The organism is Cryobacterium sp. TS_SC_7, from assembly GCF_056156285.1.
Genome location: NZ_CM149589.1, coordinates 40,018 through 58,998, shown reverse-complemented (window position 1 = coordinate 58,998; position 18,981 = coordinate 40,018). Strand labels below are relative to the sequence as shown.

Here is an 18,981-nt window from a genome sequence, read left to right as displayed (position 1 = left end):
CATCCGCGACGGGCGCGCGATTCGCTCCCTCGACACCCCAGGAGAGGCATCATGAACCCCCTCGACAAGAGCTTCTCGATCGACCAAGAGATGACGGCCACCCGCCCAATTGCTCAGCAGAAGGGCGAGCGGCAGCGACCGAGGAGCGGATGGCTTGCCATAACCGGCCTCGTGATCCTCAGTGCCCTTCCCGTACTCGGCGGTGTGCTTCGCCTGACGGACGGGATCGCTGAGCCCGAGAGCGAAATGATGGTGGCCACATCCGTAGCGGTCGTAGCGCACATCGTGGCCATGAGCGTGTTCTGCATTCTCGGCGCATTCCAGTTCTCACCAGCACTGCGAATTCGGCGCGGTTGGCACCGTACGGCCGGCCGTGCACTGATCCCCGCTGGATTAATCGCGACACTGTCAAGCATCTGGCTCGCAGTTTTCTTCGGTGGACCCCCTGATGAATTCGCACTCGCGATAATTCGACTCGTCTTCGCCGTACCAATGACAGTGTTTCTTGTGCTCGCCGTGATCGCGATCACGCGTCGCGACTTCGTTGCGCACGGAGCATGGATGACGCGCGCCTACGCGATCGCTGTCTCCGGCGGAACCCAGGCGCTCGTCGTCACACTGTGGACGCTCAATGTCGGTGAGGTCAACGCATCCGGCGAGGCATGGCTGGTCGCCGCTGGTTTCGTGATCAACAGTGTCGTGGCGGAGTTACTCATCCTGCGACGGACCAGCCGGCGGAGGCGCGGTCGTGCGAGGCGTGGCGCGCTCACATCATGAACCCCCTCGACATCCCGCCGGTCATCCGGCCGCATCTAAGGAGAGAAAAATGAAATCACCGAAGAACACCGCCACCAAGCCAGCCCGCACTGGGTTCGCTCGAGGCCGGTTCGTCGGTGCCGCGGCGATCGCTTTCGCGGTGTTGGTGGTGATAGAGAACGTGTTGTTCACGGTAACGAGCGCTCCGGGCTATGGCGATCCGATCGAGGAAGTGCTGGCCTACTACGCGACCAACCGCGACGCGATCGCGATCATTTCTGGTCTGGTGGCCTTGTACCTGCCGCTGCTGCTGGTGTTCGTGACGGGCCTGCACGGCCTCGTGGAGCGGCGCGGCGGAGCGGGCGTCGGCTGGTCGCGCCTGGCCTTGGCCGCTGGCGCGACGCTGGCGGCGATCTTCGTGCTGTTCAACGTCACGCAGATCGGGCTCGCGCTCTCCGCCGGCGGGCTCGCCGAGCCGACGCCCGCTTTCGAGCTCGTCTGGCAGATTCACGCGGCGGCGTTCGCGCTGGCGCTGCCGATGATCGCCACCACCTGCTTCGGCGTGACTCTCGCCGCGCACGCGAGCGGGCTGACTCCGGCTTGGCAGCGCCTGCTGGGCCTGGTGAGTGGGAGCCTGCTGCTCGCCGCGGGGCTCGGCAGCCTCGCGATCGCCGACGGCTCGACGCTGATCTTCGTCGGGCTCCTAGGGTTCGCCGCCTGGCTCGTCTGGCTGCTCGCGACCGGCGTGCGCCTGGTCCGGTCGTGACCGAAATGAGGTCGGCGCCGAGAGACCAATTTCATGTACCACCTACCCTGAAAGCACTCCGCCCTACGGGAGCGCCCCGAAGGCGTTCGCCAACAGTCACTCTGACAAACTGTCCTCGTGACCGCGGATATAGAGGTAGTCCAATTCAACGATCCACGCCTGCAGCATCTAACCGACGCGGGGTACGTCGTTGTCGGCGAATCGTGGGGCGCCCGCCTACGCCTCAGCGATCCACCCGACCTATCGGTGTTGAGCGCGGCGGTCGTCGCGGCAACGGAACAAGGATTCCTGATCGAGGAACTCGATCCCGGCTGGGCGCCTCAGGTCACGGTCCTGGAAGCCTTGAACCACGCCGACTACCCGTTTACGCCCACAACATCCGTGCCGCACCGCGACGAGTCCGACATGCGCGAACTGTGGAAATCGGGGTATCGCCTCTTTGGTGCCATCACTGACGGGCAACTCGCGGCCGTCAGCGTAATTGGCCTGACGGCCACGCGCGCGGAAACCGAATTCACTTCCGTCCACCGCTCCTACCGCCTCAGAGGGCTCGCCGTTGCTGTGAAGGCCGCATCGATCACGGCATTAGCCGACGAGGGAGTCAGAATCTTCGGCACCGGGGGTGCTCAAATTAACGCCGGCAGCATCCGCATGAATGAACATCTCGGCTATGCCATCGAAGAACGCTGGCTCAGCCTCACAATGTCGCAATAGAACAAGGACACACGCCCGGAGACCGTTCCCGTCAGCGTCTCACTCCTGAGCTGTCGGTGGCCCAACGCTCCCGGAGTTGCGGAGAGCATCTTCGATTTCCGAGTCCTTGAATCCAGCCACCTGAAGCGAATCGCGAATCCGCGAATCGGAAAGCTCTTGCCTTCTCCGCGCCCGCTCCGCAGAGCGAGTCTGTCGCCAATATCTGAATAGCTTGGCTGCCAGGATCACCGCATAGAGCACGATTCCAAGGACGACCAGTGAGAGCACGGCCCCAGCGAATGCGGTCACAATCTCCACTGCGAGGATCCTTTCTTGAGCTCCGTCCCGGCCACATCACGTAACTGTTTTGAACAGGTGGGATGCGAGCGGAGGACCCAAAGCGATTCCCCGATGTCCCCCTCGGTTAGCCACAGCCTATTGCCGCGGCCACGCATACCCAACCCAAGTCTCCGGCTCCGGCTCCGAAACAAGCACTCGGCAAGACTGCCAAGCTCGCAGGCCACTTACCAACAAACACACGCCCGGAGACCGTTGGGTTTATGAGCCCACGTGCCGGTGTCTCAGTAGGGTGGGGTCATGGTCAACGCTGCAGGTACCTACCCGGTCGTCTCTGCAGATTTGACTGACACGCTCAACGCCTGGAAACCCCTAGGGCACACCCAGGGCGCGCTGCGTGATGAGTACGTCTCCTTCGTCGGTGCCTTTCCTGGATCTGCGCTGGATCGCGACGGGGGTGCGGAGCACGTGACTGCGAGCTGTTTCGTTTTCACCCCCGATCTGGACCAGGTCTTGCTCTGCTTCCATAGGAAGGGCCGATTCTGGGTGCAGCTTGGCGGTCACGTTGAGGCAACGGACATATCAGTTGCCGCGGCGGCCCTCCGCGAAGCCCGTGAGGAAGGCGGCATCAACGACATCCGTCTGGTCGGCGCCATCCTTGATGTCGACCGTCACGCCCTGGGTGCAGGCTTTGCACGGTGCAGCGTTCATTGGGACATCGGCTTCGGCGCAATCGCGAGAACAGACCTAACCCCGTCCACCAGCACTGAGAGCGAGGATGTCGCTTGGTGGCCAGTAACAGAACTGCCCGACAACGTGCCTGTGAACTTTGAGCACCGCTTACGCAGGGTTCTTGACGAAATCAGGCACCAAAGCAGTGTCTAGCTCCCGGTGAGGGCGCCACAACGATCTTGCGCCGTGGAATCTGGTCATCGGCGATTGGGAGCGAGCCCTTTCGCCATCGCAAAAGCATCCGACACGAGAGTCCCCGCGGTCTCGTCCGGCAACACGTTTCTAGTATCTCTAGGTGCGCTCGGGGCTGAGATCGCGGAGCATGACGAGCTCGTGCTGGCCACCCGGCAGCAGATCGCCGGGTTCATCGGACGCGGCAAAGCCGTTTCGTTCATAGGTTCGTCGGGCTGCGACATTGGTCGGCATCACGGACAGAGCGAGCGTCGTCGCTCCAGCGCTCGCCGCCCAACGTGCGATCGCGGTGATGAGCGCCGTGGCGACACCACGACTACGAACGGCGGGGTCGACCCACATGGAGATGAGCTCGGCGCGGCTGGCGGCATCCGTGCACGGGATCCCCGTGGCCATGCCGACGGGGGTGTTCCCGTCGACATCGACAGCCAGAATATCGATCGCTCCCGGGATCGACAGCCGCTCACGCCAACGGTCATCCGACGCGTGTGCCCACTCCTGCAGGCGTGAACCGAAGGCGCCAGGCGCGTCGGTCAGCGCCGCGAGCCGCACCGGCCGCCAGACCCGCCAGTCGTCGGCGGATACGGTGCGCAGTTCGATGGTCATGCCCCGACCATACCGACAGGCACGACGACATGAGGACCGACAATCACGACGAGGAGAGCATCTCGACTGCACCCGCAAGGTCTATGCCCGCTGAAAGGCGGACCGCCTGGTCGCGCAGATCGACGATGTTACGGGCCTCCACGTTGGGCGCGAACGGAGAAGCGCCGTGTCCTGATGTGAGGGATCAACGACGCGATGGAACGAGCCGTAGGATCCGTTGGACGTAGTGCTGCACCGTGATGTTCGTGTCCGTGTGGCCGAGCAGCCCTGTCGCGAATTCGATGCTGGCGTTGGAGTTGACCGCGGTCGCAACAGTGCGGGGGAACATGTGCGGGGTCACACCCTCGGCGCCCGCTCCCCCGAGCACGTGACGCAATTTTCGACGCGCGTTCGCGGTGGTCTGCGGGGTGCCGTTCTGCTCTTGGGCTTCTACGTGGTCAACATTTCGATGTTGCGGACGGCATCGGTGAACGATTTGTCCGTGACCGTGCCTTGCTTCTGCTGCTCTCTAATCTCGCTGATGTTCTGCTTAGCCATATCGGCGATGTCACGCGCTTCCTTGGTCTTCAACGCGGCGGTTACTCGTTCCTGCATCGCTGCGATTACGGCACCACCCGCCGAACCAATTACTAGGGAAAGACCCACGAGTGTCCGTAGCTCGTAGCCCTCAATCTTTGCGCCGCCAAGTTCAAAGACACCGGGCTGAAAGAATAGGAGCGCAGCCGAAGCGGCAACCGAGCCCACAATCACGTTGGCCCAGACGCCGAGATCGAAGAACCCCTTCACCTTTCTTGGCTTCTCGATTTGACCGGCTGCGCCCCTCAAAAGCAGTTCTGCGACGAACCCACCGATTGCACCACCGCCAATCGTGATCCCGTAGATGGCCCACCATGCCCAAGGTTCAGAAAACAGAATCATTGTCTGGCTCCTTTCTCGTGGCCACAACGTATACCCCGGTCGGCGGTGCCAACAGCCTCATGTGTCGTCCAGCTAGATCGACTGAGCGTTGCTGATGAATCCACCCAGTCAGCCCCGAGAGTTGCCACAACAGACTCGGACAGAGCGAGCACAGCCGTCAGGGGCGAGAAACTTGAGCAAGGACTCAGCCGGCCAGCCGGCCATCCGGCCACCGGCGGCCGAGCTACGCGTTCAGCGCGATTGTCAGCCGTTCGATTCCACGGTCAGCCCCGTCGATGGCGGGGATGATTGTCCCATCTATGCGGATGGCCCCGATCGCGTTACCGAGCAGCTGGCGGTCCCGCTTGCTCATCTGCACGGCCAGTTGGTCTTCACGGGTGACCAGGGTGCTGAGGACGGCGAATGTCAACGAGGGCTTTGGTGACCTGATGGAGGATGGTCGGCTGCGCGCGCACATCCAAAACAGCATCCGCGTCGTCGGTCGGCCGATTCGGCGTGGTGTCGCGTTCGACGCACCAGAAGTGCACCATCTGGCCGCCAACCAGGCACCAGTTATTCGGCACCTTCTCGGATAGATCGAAAAGGGCGTGCCAAGCCAGTGAGGACCTCTGACCGAGTACCGGCATGTCGATGACCCTTGTGACAAGCCACAGCACCAAATGAATGTGTCAGCCGGTGCACAGTCGTGGATTGACCGCGGACCCGACGTGGTCCATGACGCCGACCGGCGCACCGCGCGTCACCTCGGCAGCCGCGTCGCCAAGCTCGGGCAACTCGCCATCTAAGCTGGACTGTTGCCCACGGAAGGAACCTCAATGAGCATGGAAGGCGCGGCCTGGAGCTCGCTGTACAAGATCTCTACCGCCAGGGACGGCAAACACGGCTTCTCCCGTGAGTCCGTGCGGCGGATCATGACGTTCGCGGTGCCCTACCGGTCCAAGCTGCTGATCTTCATCGCCCTCTCCATCGTGGGAGCTTTCCTCGCGGTCGCGACGCCGGTACTCGCCGGCCAGGTGGTCGACGTCATCGTCGCCCAGGGCGAGGTCACCACGATCGTTTGGATCGCCGTCGTCATCGCCCTCGTGGCCGTGGCCGACGCCGCCGTGTCACTCGTGACGCGCTGGTACTCGGCGCGGATCGGCGAAGGCGTGATTCTGGACCTCCGCACCTCCGTCTTCAACCACGTGCAGAAGATGCCGATCGCATTCTTCACCCGCACGCGGACCGGCGCCCTCGTGAGCCGCCTTAACAACGATGTGATCGGCGCCCAGCAGGCCTTCAGCGGCACGCTGTCCGGCGTGGTCACGAACCTCGTGGCGCTGACCCTCACCCTGATCGTCATGCTCAACACGTCCTGGCTCGTGACGGTTCTCGCCATGATCATGCTCCCCATCTTCCTGATACCCGCGCGCCGCATGGGCAGCCGCCTCGCCGCGCTGCGCCGCGAGGCCGCCGATCACAATTCCGCCATGAGCACGCAGATGACCGAGCGCTTCTCAGCGCCCGGCGCCACCCTCGTCAAACTGTTCGGCCGGCCCGACGAGGAGGCCGAGGAGTTCCGCGTCCGCGCCGCCCGCGTCCGCGACATCGGAGTCCGGACCGCGATGCTGCAGTTCGTCTTCTTCACCGCACTGATGCTCGTCTCCGCTCTCGCCCTCGCCCTCGTTTATGGGCTCGGCGGCTTCCTCGCACTCGCCGGCCAGCTGAATACCGGTGACGTGGTCACCCTGGCGCTCCTCCTCACCCGCCTCTACGCGCCGCTCACCAGCCTCGCAAACGCACGGGTGGAGATCATGAGCGCGGTCGTCAGCTTCGAGCGCGTCTTCGAGGTGCTGGACCTCGACCCGCTCATCAAGGAGAAGCCCGACGCCGTCGCCGTTCCCGAAGGCCCCGTGGCCGTCGAGTTCGACAATGTCCGCTTCGCCTACCCGTCCGCAGACAAAGTGTCCCTCGCCTCTCTCGAGGAGGTTGCCACGCTGGACACCCGCGGCGGCGAGGAGGTGCTGCACGGCGTATCCTTCAGGATCGAACCGGGGCAGACCGTTGCCCTCGTTGGGACATCCGGTGCCGGCAAGTCCACAATTGCGCAGCTCCTCTCGCGCCTGTATGACGTCGACAGCGGCGCTGTGCGCCTCGCGGGGACGGATGTCCGCGATGTCACTTTCGCCTCCATGCGGCACAGCCTGGGCATGGTGACGCAGGACGGCCACCTGTTCCACGAGACCATCCTCTCCAATCTGCGCCTCGCGAGGCCGGAGGCGTCCGACGACGAGGTGTGGGACGCCGTGCGCCGTGCGCGGCTCGAGCCGCTCATCCGGTCCCTGCCGGACCAGCTGGACACCATGGTCGGAGAGCGTGGCTACCGGCTGTCCGGGGGTGAGCGCCAGCGGATGACCATCGCGAGGCTCCTGCTCGCCCAGCCGCGCGTCGTCATCCTCGACGAGGCCACGGCGGCGCTGGACTCGACGTCTGAGGCCGCCGTGCAGGCGGCGCTCAGCGAGGCGCTCGAGGGACGGACGGCGATGGTGATCGCACACCGCCTCTCCACCATCCGCAGTGCAGACCTGATCCTCGTGGTTGAGGACGGCTCGATCGTGGAGCGCGGTACGCACGAGGAACTGCTGGCTGTGGGTGGGCGGTACGAGGAATTGCACCGGACCCAGTTCGCCGTGCAGACGGATGTTGCGGCCGACGAGGAAACGCTGAGCCTGACCTAGTCACGAGCCCGGGGCCTGACAGTACGCTTGGGTCACCAGGCCCCAGAGGCGCTGAATCGCTGAGGAGGCACCATGTTCAAGCCATCTCGATCAATCACCACGGCCATGCCGTCGGATCTCGCTATCTCGCGCGCTGCGGTCCGTCGCCCGCTTGAAGAGGTTGCCGCCGAAATGGGCATCGGTCCACACCTGCTGGAACCGTACGGAAGTGCGGCGTCGAAGATCTCCCTCGATGCGATCGATGAGCTCCGTGACCGTCCACGGGCCAAGTATGTCGTCGTCACCGCAATCACACCGACTCCACTCGGGTCGGGCAAGACGACCACTGCGATCGGGCTCGGTCAGGGCTTCCGGCACATCGACAAGCTCGGGATCGTCGCGATACGGCAGCCGTCGATGGGGCCGACGTTCGGCATCAAGGGCGGAGCCGCTGGTGGCGGCTACGCTCAGGTGGTCCCGATGGAGGCACTGAACCTGCACCTGACCGGCGACACGCACGCCGTTACCGCGGCCCACAATCTCTTGTCGGCGATGATCGGCAACCACATCCACAAGGGAAACCGTCTCGGGTTCGACCCCCATGAGATCACCTGGCGACGTGTCCTCGACGTCAACGATCGCGAGCTGCGCACCATCATCACCGGGCTCGGCGGTCCTGACGACGGCAATCCGCTCCAATCCGGTTTCGACATCTCCGCAGCCAGCGAGGTGATGGCGTTGTTGTCGCTGTGCACGTCGTTGCGGGATCTTCGTGAACGGATGGGAAGAATCGTCGTCGGCTACAACCGCGGCGGCGAACCGGTGACCGCCGAGATGCTCAAGGCGGCCGGCGCCATGACCGCGATACTCAAGGATGCCATCAAGCCGAACCTGATGCAGACCGTGGAGCAGACCCCAGTGCTCGTGCACAGCGGTCCGTTCGGGAACATCGCCACCGGTAACTCCTCGGTGCTCGCCGATCTGATCGGCATCCATGCCGGCGACTACCTCATCACCGAGGCGGGGTTCGGTGCAGACATCGGCGCGGAAAAGTTCTTCAATATCAAGTGCCGTGCCTCCGGGCTGGCACCGGATGCCGCCGTCATCGTCGCGACCGTGCGTGACCTGAAAACTCACTCAAACAAGTACCGGGTCGTCGCCGGCCGGCCTCTGCCACCGGAGATGCTTGCCGAGAATCCCGACGACGTCATCGCCGGGGCAGCGAACCTGCGCCGGCAGATCGCCAACATCCGCCGTCACGGAGTGACGCCGGTCATTGCGGTGAACGCATTTCCCACCGACTACGACAGTGAGCATCAAGCGATCATGCACGTCGCGGCAGAGGAAGGTGTGCGCGCGGCGATCAGCTACCACTTCACCGAAGGCGGCAGGGGTGCGGTCGAGCTGGCCGAGGCGGTTGCGGAGGCCTGCGCTGAACCGTCGAGCTTCCACCGGCTCTATCCCGACGATCTTCCCTTGGTCGACAAGATCGATGTGATCGCGCGCGAGATGTACGGCGCCGACGGCGTGGACCTCTCGCCTCTGGCCGCTCGGCAACTCGACAAGTACGAGCGGGCAGGCTTCGGCAGCCTGCCGGTGTGCATCGCCAAGACACACCTTTCCCTGTCGGCCGACCCCAAAATCAAGGGAGCACCCACCGGGTGGCGACTGCCGGTGCGTGAGGTGCGTGCGTCGATCGGGGCCGGGTTCATCTATCCCCTCTGCGGCGACATGCGCACCATGCCCGGTCTCTCGTCCGCACCGGCAGCCGAAGGCATCGACATCGACGAGAATGGCGAGATCGTCGGGTTGTCCTGATCTGCGGACCCGGCCGGGCTGCCGGTGGCTACCTCGGTCGTCCCCGGCGTGAGCTGCTCATGCGCCCTGCCCCAACCTGACGCGCCCGAAACCGTGCGGAACCGGCCAAATCGCGGCGGCACCTCAAGAATCGTTCCCGCGAACACACCCAACAACATCAGAAACCAGGAATCGCTCCTGAGAAGTCTCAGGAGCGATTTCTTTATTTCGACCGGACCGTTTCGTGAAGAGTTTCGCGAACGGCCCTTTGGTCCTCTGTGGGGGTTTCATGCAATCCCACAACCCTTGCTATGACTGGTGGCTTTTGCGGCGTGGGGCAGGGCGTTCCAAGCTAAGCGGGCTTTCTCTCCAGGACCATTGACTACATCGACGTCGGGCTTGGCCGGGATGTCGATCGGCTCGGCTGCGATGAGCGAGCGCTGTTGGCTTGCACGCAGGGGCTAGAGCGACTCCCCGCAACTCATGCAGGTGTCCTCCCCCTCCTCGTAAATCATTCCGCAGCAGTACTTGGGGCCCGTGTAGTCGGAGTAACAGTTTTCACACTGGCCTTCCTGCATATCCTCTTCGTCGACGTCGTCGCCGCACGAGTCGCATGTAAGTGTCGTCAGCGGGCTGCTGGAACTGTCCTTGTCGCTGGCCGCGGAGCCACCAAACAAACTGCTAAAGAATCCCACGTCTCTCCTTCGAGGGTGCTTCCGGGCAGGGAATCTGCCGCGCTACTACGGGCCTTACTTTACCGAGGTCCAACCCTAGGGCCGCGCATCCCTTCACATGCAGGTTCATAACGAAATGCCTGAAGAGATACTCGACCGGGCCGCCCAGAGCGTCCGGGAAACATCCCGTTGATCTGGGGTGCCCACTGCGGAGAATGCGACGATGGCTGTGCTTGGCGCCGGCGCGAATGCCTTCGCTCCTGGTTCATGGTGTCGTACGCCGCACTTCTGAAGGCGATCGTCATTGACCGCGAGGAGGGTCTGTCGCGCACAGAACGACTCGACCGGTTTAGGTTCTGGCTTGAGCATGAGTTACAGGTGTCGGCGAGCCGGGAAGCCTGGATCGGGTTCCTCCTCCTTGCTGGTACCGGTGACTACCCAGATCGCGCCAGGCGACTCCTCAAGGTGGCCGGAGGCCGAGACATTCGCGACTCGGTGTGGGGCGCCACATGGGATCTGATGTACTCGCGCATCCCCGCGGTGATGACTCAGCCGATGTTCCGCAAGGACTGGAAATTGCCCATCGCGTTCGTTACAGATGATTCTGGCCTCATCGATGCCCTAGCCGGCACCAGAACCGCATTCGTCGTCGAGAACGCCCACGGTGTGGGCTTCAGCGGTGACGAGATCGATATGACCGCGCTGCACGAAGACGCACGACCGCTCATCCGGTCGTATATGGCTCGTGAACGGGAACGTGTAATGCTCCACTCCCGCGGAATGACTCCGGCCGTACTGAATCGCGCCGCCTACTTGGCCCGCAGGTCGGAAGGTGAAATCACAAGGTCTCTGTGAAACGCTTTTGGCCAGCGGTTTCTCCAGGGCAAACTTCTGAGACATCGATGAATCGCTAAAGGTCCTCAGAAAATGTTGCCCGTCGTGCTCGCCCGGCGCACAACAAAACGGGGCGGCCGGAAGATCTTCGGGCACCACGGTAGACGTTGCACGAAGCCCCATGCGTCCGACGAGACAACGCCTGGGATTGTCCAGAGAGGTGAAAGTGATGGGCCAGTCACGGGAACATCAAATCTCTAACCCAAAAGTCCCGAAAAACCTTGAGTCTCCGGGACATCTGGCGAGCCATTCGCGGAAGCCAGTAGGGCGCGGATTGTCCGTGACTCTGGAACTCAGATTTCCTCCGCAGCTCTCATTCTTTTCCTCCGGCATTTCCGGGACCTGACCACTGACACAGATCGACCCAAGCGCGAAACGCGGATTCAGTGGCCACTCAGCGGTGTCGACGACCAGTGCAGCTTGTTTGAGATGGGATAGGACAATCGCTTCGTTCGCGGATCTGCGAGACGAGCCGAAGCGCTTCTCCCCCGAATGTCGCGCCCAAGCTGCCCGTAACGGCCGCGAGAGGTGGGCACCGACGATTCAGAGTGTGGTGAATTCTGTGGGTCTACGTCTGCTTGGGTGACTCCGGACTGTCGTGCCGACGATAACCGGCGAGCGGATCGGCCTGATGCGCCCAAGCTGTTCCCGGCAGCAGATCGCCGCCGTTTCCCGCAGACACGACTGTGCCGATGACGCGCGCGGCGCCGGGGATGTCATTGACCGCGTCAGGTCTCACGGTGAAAAGCAGCTTGAAGTCGACCGACCCGCCGAACACGATGTCAAGGGCGGGGATCCCGGCCAACTCGGCGACCGCCACGACCGCATCGTCAACGGGAACAGCCTGGAGGTCGAGATCGATGTGCACCCTGCTCGCCGTCTCAATTTGCTCCACCGTCGCGCGCAATCCGTCCGAAGTATCCTGACAGCTGGTGGCGAACCCGCCCGTGGATAGAAGGCGCCCGAGGGCCACCTCTGGTTCAACCCGTTTCCATGCGCGAGCTAGGCGGCGCTCATGCTCGGCATCGAGTTGCCAGCCGTGCATCGAACGACCTTCGAAGTAAATCATCGCCGCGAGAGCGATTCCCGTCGCTCCGCTGAGCACGACGGCGTCACCAGCCTGCGCGCCAGCGCGGGTTAGCGTTGCACCGACCGAGGTCAGTCCGATCGCCGACGCCGAAAGGATGATCCGCTCAGCGGTGCCAATATCGCCCCCGACGTTGTGGCAGCCGTAACGCTGGCAGCAGTCGCGGATTCCGCGCATGATTGCCGAGAAGTTGTCATCAGACAAATCTTTCGGGTACCGCACGACCGAGGTTAGCGCGACAGGTTGAGCGCCCATGGCTGCGATGTCGCTGATATTGGCGGCGGCGAGGTAATAACCGATGTCGTAGTGATCCAGGATTCCGAGCTGAAAAAGCAGAAACTCGCTGCCGCGTACGTAGTCGGAGGCCACGACGATCTCAGCCGACCCGTCAAACCGGAACCATGCTGCGTCGTCGGCTCGATCGGCGCCGCCGAGCAGTGTCAATTCCGCGTCAGGCTGGCGCCAGGTGCTCCCGCTCTGGCCGGCGAACAGCCCCGACGTGATCTGACGCACGCGCTCCGGCTCTGTTGAGTGCTTATGCGACATTGTCTGCGTCCCACTCCGAGATGGTGGCGGCCACGATATTCGGCATGATGCACGTGTCGGAGTAAGTCTGGGATGCAGAGAGTCCGAGCGTTCGCCCGACCAGCGAACGAGCATATTGGCGCGTCGGTGGACGCCAATTCACCGCCATGGTGACGGACTCGCTGGTTCCGACGAGCACGTACTCGCGTCCCGACGCCCCCGGGACTTCCGACCAGGTCACCGTCGTCGCCGCGTTCCCCGAGTCTCGGGCAAACTCGGACTTGAGATCGTCGGCGGCGAGGGGCAGTAGATGAAAATGAGCATGCGCGATGCACGGACCTTCCCGTTCGACCTCGAGGGTGCTTCCATGCTCAATGACCGCGGGGGCGCCGTACTGATTTGCGTAGCGGCTCAGGAACTGGGGAATTTCGTTGGCACGGGTGTCGCCCACGGAGAGGTAGTCGGCCATGCTCAACGCGTGCCTGCGCGCAAACAGCAGAAGGTGGCCCGATATAAGCGGCGCGAAGTCAGGAACAAGGACAAAATGTTCAGTCTGTGCAAGGACACGCCCTGCCGATGGCACTCCGCGAAAGAGGTAGTGCTCGGGGGCATGCGCGGCGTCGAACTCAACGCATATCTCGCAGTCGTGCGGCTCCATAGATTGCTCGGTCCGGGGTCAGAACTCGAAGATGGCGCGACGCCGCGTCGCGACGACGTTGATCCACTGGCTGGTACTCCGGATGCCGCCGCTGACCGAGTGCCACACCACGTCGAAGTCGTGATTGTCGAGGAACTGGAGGAGCTCCCCGGTCGGCCACCGCGAGAACTTCCGGGTCGCGGGCAGGCGGGACTGCTTAGAAGTCGGCTCATACGCCTCACCGAACTTCGTGGAGAAGGAGAGCACGCCGTTGGGGCGGAGCGCGGAGCGCGCCCTGGCTAGAAACTGGCTGAATTGGGGTTTCTCAAAGTGGCAGACGACCGCGTTCGCGAAGATTACGTCGAGGTCGACGGGGAACGGATCTCGAACGGCGTCAAGGTACTCGGCCGAATTGCCCTGCGCACGCAGCCGATCCACGAAGGGCTGAGCAACATCGGTGCGTTGCACGCGGTATCCGAGCGACTCGAAGTAGTCTGCATCGCGTCCGCTACCCGAACCCACCTCGAGTATGCGGGCCCATGTAGGAACCTCGAGTACCGTACGGTCCATCCATTCCTTCATTGCACCCAAGACGACGGTGGGCGTCGTTTCAAGGTACTCGGCGTGCGATTCCTGGTAGGCATCGCGCACCTCATCCAGACGTTCTCTACTCGAAGCCAGAAGTCGCACGCGTCCCCTCCCTGTGTTCGCCAGCCGGACCACTCGGCAGAACGAGCGTACCTCCAGTATGGTACTTGAAGCTGGTACCGCGTAGGCGGGAATCGATGGAGAGGCTCACATCATGACCTGGGGGGACACAGGAACAACAAGACCTACCGGCAGCAGAGCAACTCGCGTGCGTACCGCCCTGCAGGCAATTACGACGGAAGTGGCGCAAAATCAGCGCTTACTCGGTGCGCGTCCTGCGTGGGGACAGTTTCTAGACGTCCCGGCGAGCAACGGGCAGGTAGGCATCTACGGCACCTCATCCGCCATCCAGATCCTGACGAATGCCTCGCTCGGAGGCGCGAGCGCAAATGACGCGTTGCCTACCCTTCCCGGCACTGACCTCACTGACTTGAGCAACGCGTTTAACGATGACGACCTGGCTCTCACACTAAAGTGCTGCTCAATCATCGAGGCACGCGCCTCGGCGGGACCGTCGACCACGCTGACGCGCGTCGAGCAGGTGGTGCTGGCATCGTTTATCGGCAACGCTGACTTGTCGCAACCCGTGCCCGCATCGGTCGCCGGCCAATACATGGGGTGGGGCTTCGCCACGAAGTACGCGGCCGTGGACTTCCACGATGTGCGTGCAGACGTGTTGGCGACGGTGCATGTCGTACTGGCCCTACGTTCTGCGCGTGTCGAATTACGCGTGCCCGCGACGGAGAAGGAGGCGGTGAACCGTCGGATCGCCTACGCGATGCGCTGGGCCGCTGCTGAGGTGATCTCAGGTGCCGACTCGTCCCCCGTCGCATGGGCGCTCACTCTGCTCGCCGCCAAGACGTTTCTTGGTGAGCCGGCGGTGTTGGGTGTGCCGGCGGACAAGCTGGTGCGCGAGTTGCAGAAAACCTTGAGGAGCCGTCTGCGCGGAAACCGCATCGCAGATCTGCCGCGCGCCGAACCCCGCTTCTACGCGGTCCCCCGTAGCGGTGGCCGCACAGAAAACCATTACGCAACGTTCCCGGTGCACTACATCGTATCGTGGGCCCTCGCCGCCGGAGTCTTGCGGCGGATGCCGCGACAGAGGCAGATTTTCGACGTGTGCGACCTGTTAAGCCAGGCCGTGCACGCGCACGGCGCCCCCGTCTCGATGGCAACGGGGCGCAAGAGCATCACCGATTCGCTGTACGCCGCCAAGCTATTGCGGGCGGTGACGGCACGGGTCAACACGATCGACTCAAATTGGGCGCGACGCTGGGGGCCTCACATAGCGGCGGTCACTGCGACCACGCTGGCTTGCCTGGCCCTATTGGGCGGTGCGGTCATTGCCGGCGTCGTCTCCGTCTCGGGCGACCCCGAGGAGGTCCGAGGGATCGCGACGTGCGCGGTTGGTCTACTCCCGATCCCCGCCGTCGCGTTCGGCCGCCATGCGTGGAAGCTTGGCCAGCGTGGTCCCTGACGCCTGCGCATTAACCGGATTCCTGAGGCGGCAGTAGCTCGGCACCATCGGACTCCGTCACCTCGACAGCTTGGTCTCGTTGCCAGGCCTGAACGCACTCACCCACCGGCCCAGCGTGGCCTCGTTGATTCTGAATTCTCGGGCGACGGTCGCGAACGCCCTGCCAGTGGCCAACACCAACTTCACGGCCTCGTCGTAGTACTCACGAGCTAAGCCCGACGTGATCACTCTCTCTTGTGAGGTTTGTCCGCCCTCCTAGTCAAGGCCACTTCGCCCTTGTGTCGTCCAGGCCCCCATACGAGGTAACAACGCCGAGCGGCACGATCACTCTTGGTGAGAAACAGAGGCGCCTTCCACCAACAACGTGAGTCGAGCTGACCGATAGGACCGGTTATGTCAGCAGGGCCGAAACCCGCAAATTGCCCGAACGCGGACGATTTTCAACTTCGCCGGGAAAGGTCGAACTTCACCTCCGGCGTTTCCACCCACGATGTCTAAGAATTTCGGCGGTCCTGCCACCAACGCGCTGACTTCAGGGAGGGTGGTACCAGCACGACACCGGCAGTGAATCAGGGACAGTTCGGTCGCCGTGGTCGGCATCGAACGTCCCCGCGGGAAACAGCATTTCGTCCCGGCAGACCGCACCTCCAACGCCCCAGACGCGCCAACCACGATTGGGAGCGAAGGTAAGTGTCATAAAGAGCACGTTGCGTTATCTGAGTTCGTCGTCACCGCCCGTGCGTCGAGTCCTTTCCCAGTGCGCTGGCGGCCTCGTCGCAAAATGGCGGCCCTATGCTGCCGGTATGGAACATTCACGAGTTGCAATTCCCGAGCCGAGCTACCTTGCTCGTATTGGAGAGGTTGCGTACACCGTGTCTTCGATGGAATGGATGATTCTCGGTGATCTCCATCGGCTGGCCGACATCCTGCCTGACAGCATGTCGCTCAAGCAGTTAGAGCCGGACATGACGTCGGGTATAGCGACCAAGATCAAGGCGGCGACCGCTGAGATGACAGATGGACCAGTCAAGGAATACTCGGTGGCGGTTTACCGAGCGCTCTACGCGGCGGCCGCGATTAGGAACGACGTACTGCATGCCCGCCCCGCCACACACCCAAACGGCAGTCAGCTTCTGCTGCGTGCGGAAACGACGAACAGGCAAACCACCGGCACGCGCTTCTGGATCGACGAGGAATGGTTCGACGGTGCATTCGTCAAGCTGAACGAATCGATATCTGCGATGAACGACCGGCGACCACCTCTCAGTTGACCCGCTCGATGTGTGTCTCGAGACTGCACGTTCAGGGATCGTACGAGGACGAGGAGGCTGTACGGCAATGGGCTGCGCCTAAGCGCAATATGGCTTAGCCATTGTGCTCTCGAAGCTTCCCCGCAACGCCGCGATGGATGGGGGGGGGGGGGTCAGCGCTTCTTACCTCCGACACCCGGCACGGACGTGAGGTCTGCGTCGAATGTCTCAAGGTCGACGATGTCGGGACGAAGCACCCTGAGGCGGGTCGAATAGATCACGAGGTCGCCGACGGCGCACACAACACGTGCCCGCAAGCAGCATCACTCATACGGCACAGGACGGGACATCCCAACCCCGCCACGTTCAGAGCCGCGAAGTCTTGCCGTTGAGCCGAAGCCAGGCGTCGAAGTCAACGAGACGCACGCGACGCGCGGATGCGTCACGATACGCATCCTGCCATCGCTCGATCTTGGCGATGACGTAGCCCACGTATCCAGCACCGTGCTCGATCCAGAGCGCATCGAAAGAAGCAACCTTGGACGGTCTTCCGCCGAGCACCTCGCGCCACCCGAGCCCGGTTGCCTCGCCGACGGCCGCGCGAACACTGCGGTATAGGTGTCGCCACTCACGGGGAAGCAACGACTGGTTGGCCTCAATGCCTTGCAGCGCGCGCTCAATGTCTTGCGACCACTTGACGGGGTTCCGCGAGAAGTCAATTTTCCGCATCCGTCGATGAAGCGGTCGAAGGTCGCTCAGGAGGCTTTCCGCGCTTGCTCGGCGTCTGTCCCTTCGGTCGCGTGCGCGATCGCGATGACTCCCGTGGATGAACTCAAGGAGCGCCCCAGTGACGGACCCCACCGTGGCAGAGATGACATCTGACATTCGGCTTCCCCCTCAACACTTCCCGTCGACATAGTCGGTGGCACCACCGACATTCGACTTTGCGCGCACCCGAGGCGCGGCCGGGGTCTTTACACGCACTGTCGTTTGACGCATCACTGATGACCGTACCGTACGCCTGCGCGTGGACATTGAGTGGACGCGCGTCGGATTCGATCGCCTCGACTTCAGGGGTTGGAAGCGATTTGGATCTGTCGAACGGGGCGACCTGCCTCCGGGGCACGGCGTGTATGTCGTCGTGCGCGAGCCTGGTGAGCGACCGACGTTCCTCGCTGAGCGCGTCGGCGGGCCACAAACCGAACACCGGGTTGGATCCGAAAACCGAACACATTGGCGCCGACGGTCAAGCCCGCCCTGCATGCCGTGGCCGGCACCAGGGCAGTCTCCTGAAATCGAGCGTCCGCCCGGTGTCGCCGTTCGACTCAGTCGATGCCCCAGAAGTCGGCTGTGGCGAAGCCGGTCTGCCGCCAGAACGGGGGTACGTCTCGGTCCACTGCCGGCCACGTCCGAGGGCCTAGTCTCCTACTTGAACCGTCCAAAGCCGAACTAAGGAGAGCCGTGGCCCAGACACTGCGCGCTGCGCGATGGATTGCCGTCGGCATTCTTACATCGGCGCTCCTCCTCACTGGCTGCAGCTACGGAAGCAGTAGCCAGTCAAACCAGATGCCCGAGTGCGACGAGGTACTTGCGAGCGCTCTGCAGAGCGTGCGTATCGATGACACCTCTGGCGCGACCGACTCGATGTTTCAATGGCTAACCGAGAACTGCTCGTACGAATACAACATCCTCGTCGATTACACGTCGGCGAGAGTCTCAGCACAGGGGACGCTTGGACCTGACGCCTGCGACGAACTCAACCAGTACCTCGTGCTGGAAGCCATCGACCTGCTGCGCGCCGACGGACTTTGCACAAGCGGAAGCGCTGCAGCCGCTACGCCCGCGCCCGTCGAACAGCCTGGCGGCGGAATCGCGTGGAACGAGGCGGTCAGCTACGCCGGAACCGAGCAGCGCGTTTGCGGACCGCTCGCTGGAAACGGCTACTCCGAGGACGATCTCTTCCTCAACCTCGGGCTCGACTACCCCGATCCAGAGCGCTTCCAGATCGTGGTCTGGGACGTCGGTGGAATCGAACCCATCGCGTACGGTTCGCGGCTCTGCACGTCGGGCCTCATTACCGTGTACAACGGGGTCGCCCAGATCGAACTCGAAGACCCAAGTCTGATATCGATCTACGAGTAGTGCTCGCCGCTGTACTGATCTCGCCCGAGAGAATCACCAACCTGAGTACGTCCACCCACTGACCGCGAGGAACCCCATGTCTGTCCAATCTGCGACGAATGCACCCCCAAAACCGTTCCTCAAGAGGCCCTGGGTGTGGGTCGCCATCACTATCGCCGCTGTCTTTATTTTGAGCAATGCGAACGCGTTCCCCG

19 protein-coding genes are annotated in these 18,981 nt (G+C 63.0%); 10 read left to right on the top strand and 9 right to left on the bottom strand.

Annotated features, from left to right (window positions below; genetic code table 11):
* Positions 1-51: 51 nt before the first annotated feature.
* The 4 genes from AC0J5J_RS00255 (at position 52) to AC0J5J_RS00240 (ending at position 3,397) form a co-directional block, all read left to right on the top strand.
* On the top strand, positions 52-777 hold the full coding sequence (locus AC0J5J_RS00255; RefSeq protein WP_474898861.1) for a DUF2306 domain-containing protein: 726 nt from the start codon (positions 52-54) through the stop codon (positions 775-777).
* Between the two features lie 49 nt (positions 778-826).
* Positions 827-1,522, top strand: a complete 696-nt coding sequence (locus tag AC0J5J_RS00250; protein ID WP_474898859.1) for a hypothetical protein — start codon at positions 827-829, stop codon at positions 1,520-1,522.
* A gap of 117 nt (positions 1,523-1,639) precedes the next feature.
* Entirely contained in the window at positions 1,640-2,236 is a 597-nt protein-coding gene (locus tag AC0J5J_RS00245) for a GNAT family N-acetyltransferase (RefSeq protein ID WP_474898857.1), read from the top strand.
* A gap of 576 nt (positions 2,237-2,812) precedes the next feature.
* Positions 2,813-3,397 carry an NUDIX domain-containing protein gene (locus AC0J5J_RS00240; protein WP_474898855.1) on the top strand — a complete coding sequence of 195 codons (585 nt, stop codon included), beginning with the start codon at positions 2,813-2,815 and terminating at the stop codon, positions 3,395-3,397.
* Between the two features lie 138 nt (positions 3,398-3,535).
* Here AC0J5J_RS00240 and AC0J5J_RS00235 read toward each other — a convergent pair whose 3' ends face one another.
* From AC0J5J_RS00235 to AC0J5J_RS00220, 4 genes are all read right to left on the bottom strand, one after another.
* Entirely contained in the window at positions 3,536-4,042 is a 507-nt protein-coding gene (locus AC0J5J_RS00235; protein ID WP_474898853.1) for a GNAT family N-acetyltransferase, read from the bottom strand.
* Between the two features lie 184 nt (positions 4,043-4,226).
* The gene (locus tag AC0J5J_RS00230; protein ID WP_474900175.1) at positions 4,227-4,517 is read right to left on the bottom strand and encodes a tyrosine-type recombinase/integrase; all 291 of its coding nucleotides are present in this window, start codon (positions 4,515-4,517) and stop codon (positions 4,227-4,229) included.
* Complete coding sequence (locus tag AC0J5J_RS00225; protein WP_474898851.1) at positions 4,472-4,960, bottom strand: hypothetical protein; 489 nt, start codon at positions 4,958-4,960, stop codon at positions 4,472-4,474. The genes AC0J5J_RS00230 and AC0J5J_RS00225 overlap by 46 nt, the downstream gene beginning before the upstream one ends.
* A gap of 223 nt (positions 4,961-5,183) precedes the next feature.
* A complete protein-coding gene (locus AC0J5J_RS00220) occupies positions 5,184-5,369 on the bottom strand; it encodes a hypothetical protein (protein ID WP_474898850.1) in 186 nt (61 codons plus the stop codon).
* Between the two features lie 406 nt (positions 5,370-5,775).
* Between AC0J5J_RS00220 and AC0J5J_RS00215 the strand changes: the two genes are divergently transcribed.
* The 3 genes from AC0J5J_RS00215 to AC0J5J_RS00205 all read left to right on the top strand — a co-directional run bounded on the left by AC0J5J_RS00215 (position 5,776) and on the right by AC0J5J_RS00205 (position 10,982).
* Positions 5,776-7,677 (top strand): ABC transporter ATP-binding protein, encoded by a 1,902-nt coding sequence (locus AC0J5J_RS00215; RefSeq protein WP_474898848.1) that lies wholly within the window; start codon positions 5,776-5,778, stop codon positions 7,675-7,677.
* 105 nt (positions 7,678-7,782) lie between these two features.
* On the top strand, positions 7,783-9,474 hold the full coding sequence (locus AC0J5J_RS00210; protein WP_474898846.1) for a formate--tetrahydrofolate ligase: 1,692 nt from the start codon (positions 7,783-7,785) through the stop codon (positions 9,472-9,474).
* Between the two features lie 920 nt (positions 9,475-10,394).
* Positions 10,395-10,982 (top strand): hypothetical protein, encoded by a 588-nt coding sequence (locus tag AC0J5J_RS00205; protein ID WP_474898845.1) that lies wholly within the window; start codon positions 10,395-10,397, stop codon positions 10,980-10,982.
* 607 nt (positions 10,983-11,589) lie between these two features.
* Here AC0J5J_RS00205 and thiL read toward each other — a convergent pair.
* Genes thiL through AC0J5J_RS00190 form a run of 3 tightly spaced genes read right to left on the bottom strand, consistent with a single transcriptional unit; the run spans position 11,590 to position 13,960 of the window.
* Positions 11,590-12,621, bottom strand: coding sequence for a thiamine-phosphate kinase (gene thiL, locus AC0J5J_RS00200; protein WP_474898843.1), 1,032 nt, complete (start codon positions 12,619-12,621; stop codon positions 11,590-11,592).
* A 22-nt stretch (positions 12,622-12,643) separates the two neighbouring features.
* The gene (locus tag AC0J5J_RS00195; protein ID WP_474898841.1) at positions 12,644-13,291 is read right to left on the bottom strand and encodes a hypothetical protein; all 648 of its coding nucleotides are present in this window, start codon (positions 13,289-13,291) and stop codon (positions 12,644-12,646) included.
* An 18-nt stretch (positions 13,292-13,309) separates the two neighbouring features.
* Positions 13,310-13,960, bottom strand: a complete 651-nt coding sequence (locus AC0J5J_RS00190; protein ID WP_474898839.1) for a class I SAM-dependent methyltransferase — start codon at positions 13,958-13,960, stop codon at positions 13,310-13,312.
* A 166-nt stretch (positions 13,961-14,126) separates the two neighbouring features.
* Here AC0J5J_RS00190 and AC0J5J_RS00185 point away from each other — a divergent pair, with 166 nt between their 5' ends.
* Positions 14,127-15,395 carry a hypothetical protein gene (locus AC0J5J_RS00185; RefSeq protein WP_474898837.1) on the top strand — a complete coding sequence of 423 codons (1,269 nt, stop codon included), beginning with the start codon at positions 14,127-14,129 and terminating at the stop codon, positions 15,393-15,395.
* Between the two features lie 57 nt (positions 15,396-15,452).
* On the opposite strand, the gene AC0J5J_RS00180 is transcribed toward AC0J5J_RS00185, so the two are convergent.
* On the bottom strand, positions 15,453-15,581 hold the full coding sequence (locus tag AC0J5J_RS00180; protein WP_474900174.1) for a transposase: 129 nt from the start codon (positions 15,579-15,581) through the stop codon (positions 15,453-15,455).
* Between the two features lie 617 nt (positions 15,582-16,198).
* Between AC0J5J_RS00180 and AC0J5J_RS00175 the strand changes: the two genes are divergently transcribed.
* Entirely contained in the window at positions 16,199-16,666 is a 468-nt protein-coding gene (locus AC0J5J_RS00175; protein ID WP_474898835.1) for a hypothetical protein, read from the top strand.
* 345 nt (positions 16,667-17,011) lie between these two features.
* Here AC0J5J_RS00175 and AC0J5J_RS00170 read toward each other — a convergent pair whose 3' ends face one another.
* Complete coding sequence (locus AC0J5J_RS00170) at positions 17,012-17,374, bottom strand: hypothetical protein (protein ID WP_474898833.1); 363 nt, start codon at positions 17,372-17,374, stop codon at positions 17,012-17,014.
* Between the two features lie 732 nt (positions 17,375-18,106).
* Here AC0J5J_RS00170 and AC0J5J_RS00165 point away from each other — a divergent pair.
* Entirely contained in the window at positions 18,107-18,787 is a 681-nt protein-coding gene (locus AC0J5J_RS00165) for a hypothetical protein (RefSeq protein ID WP_474898831.1), read from the top strand.
* The last annotated feature ends 194 nt before the right edge of the window (positions 18,788-18,981 follow it).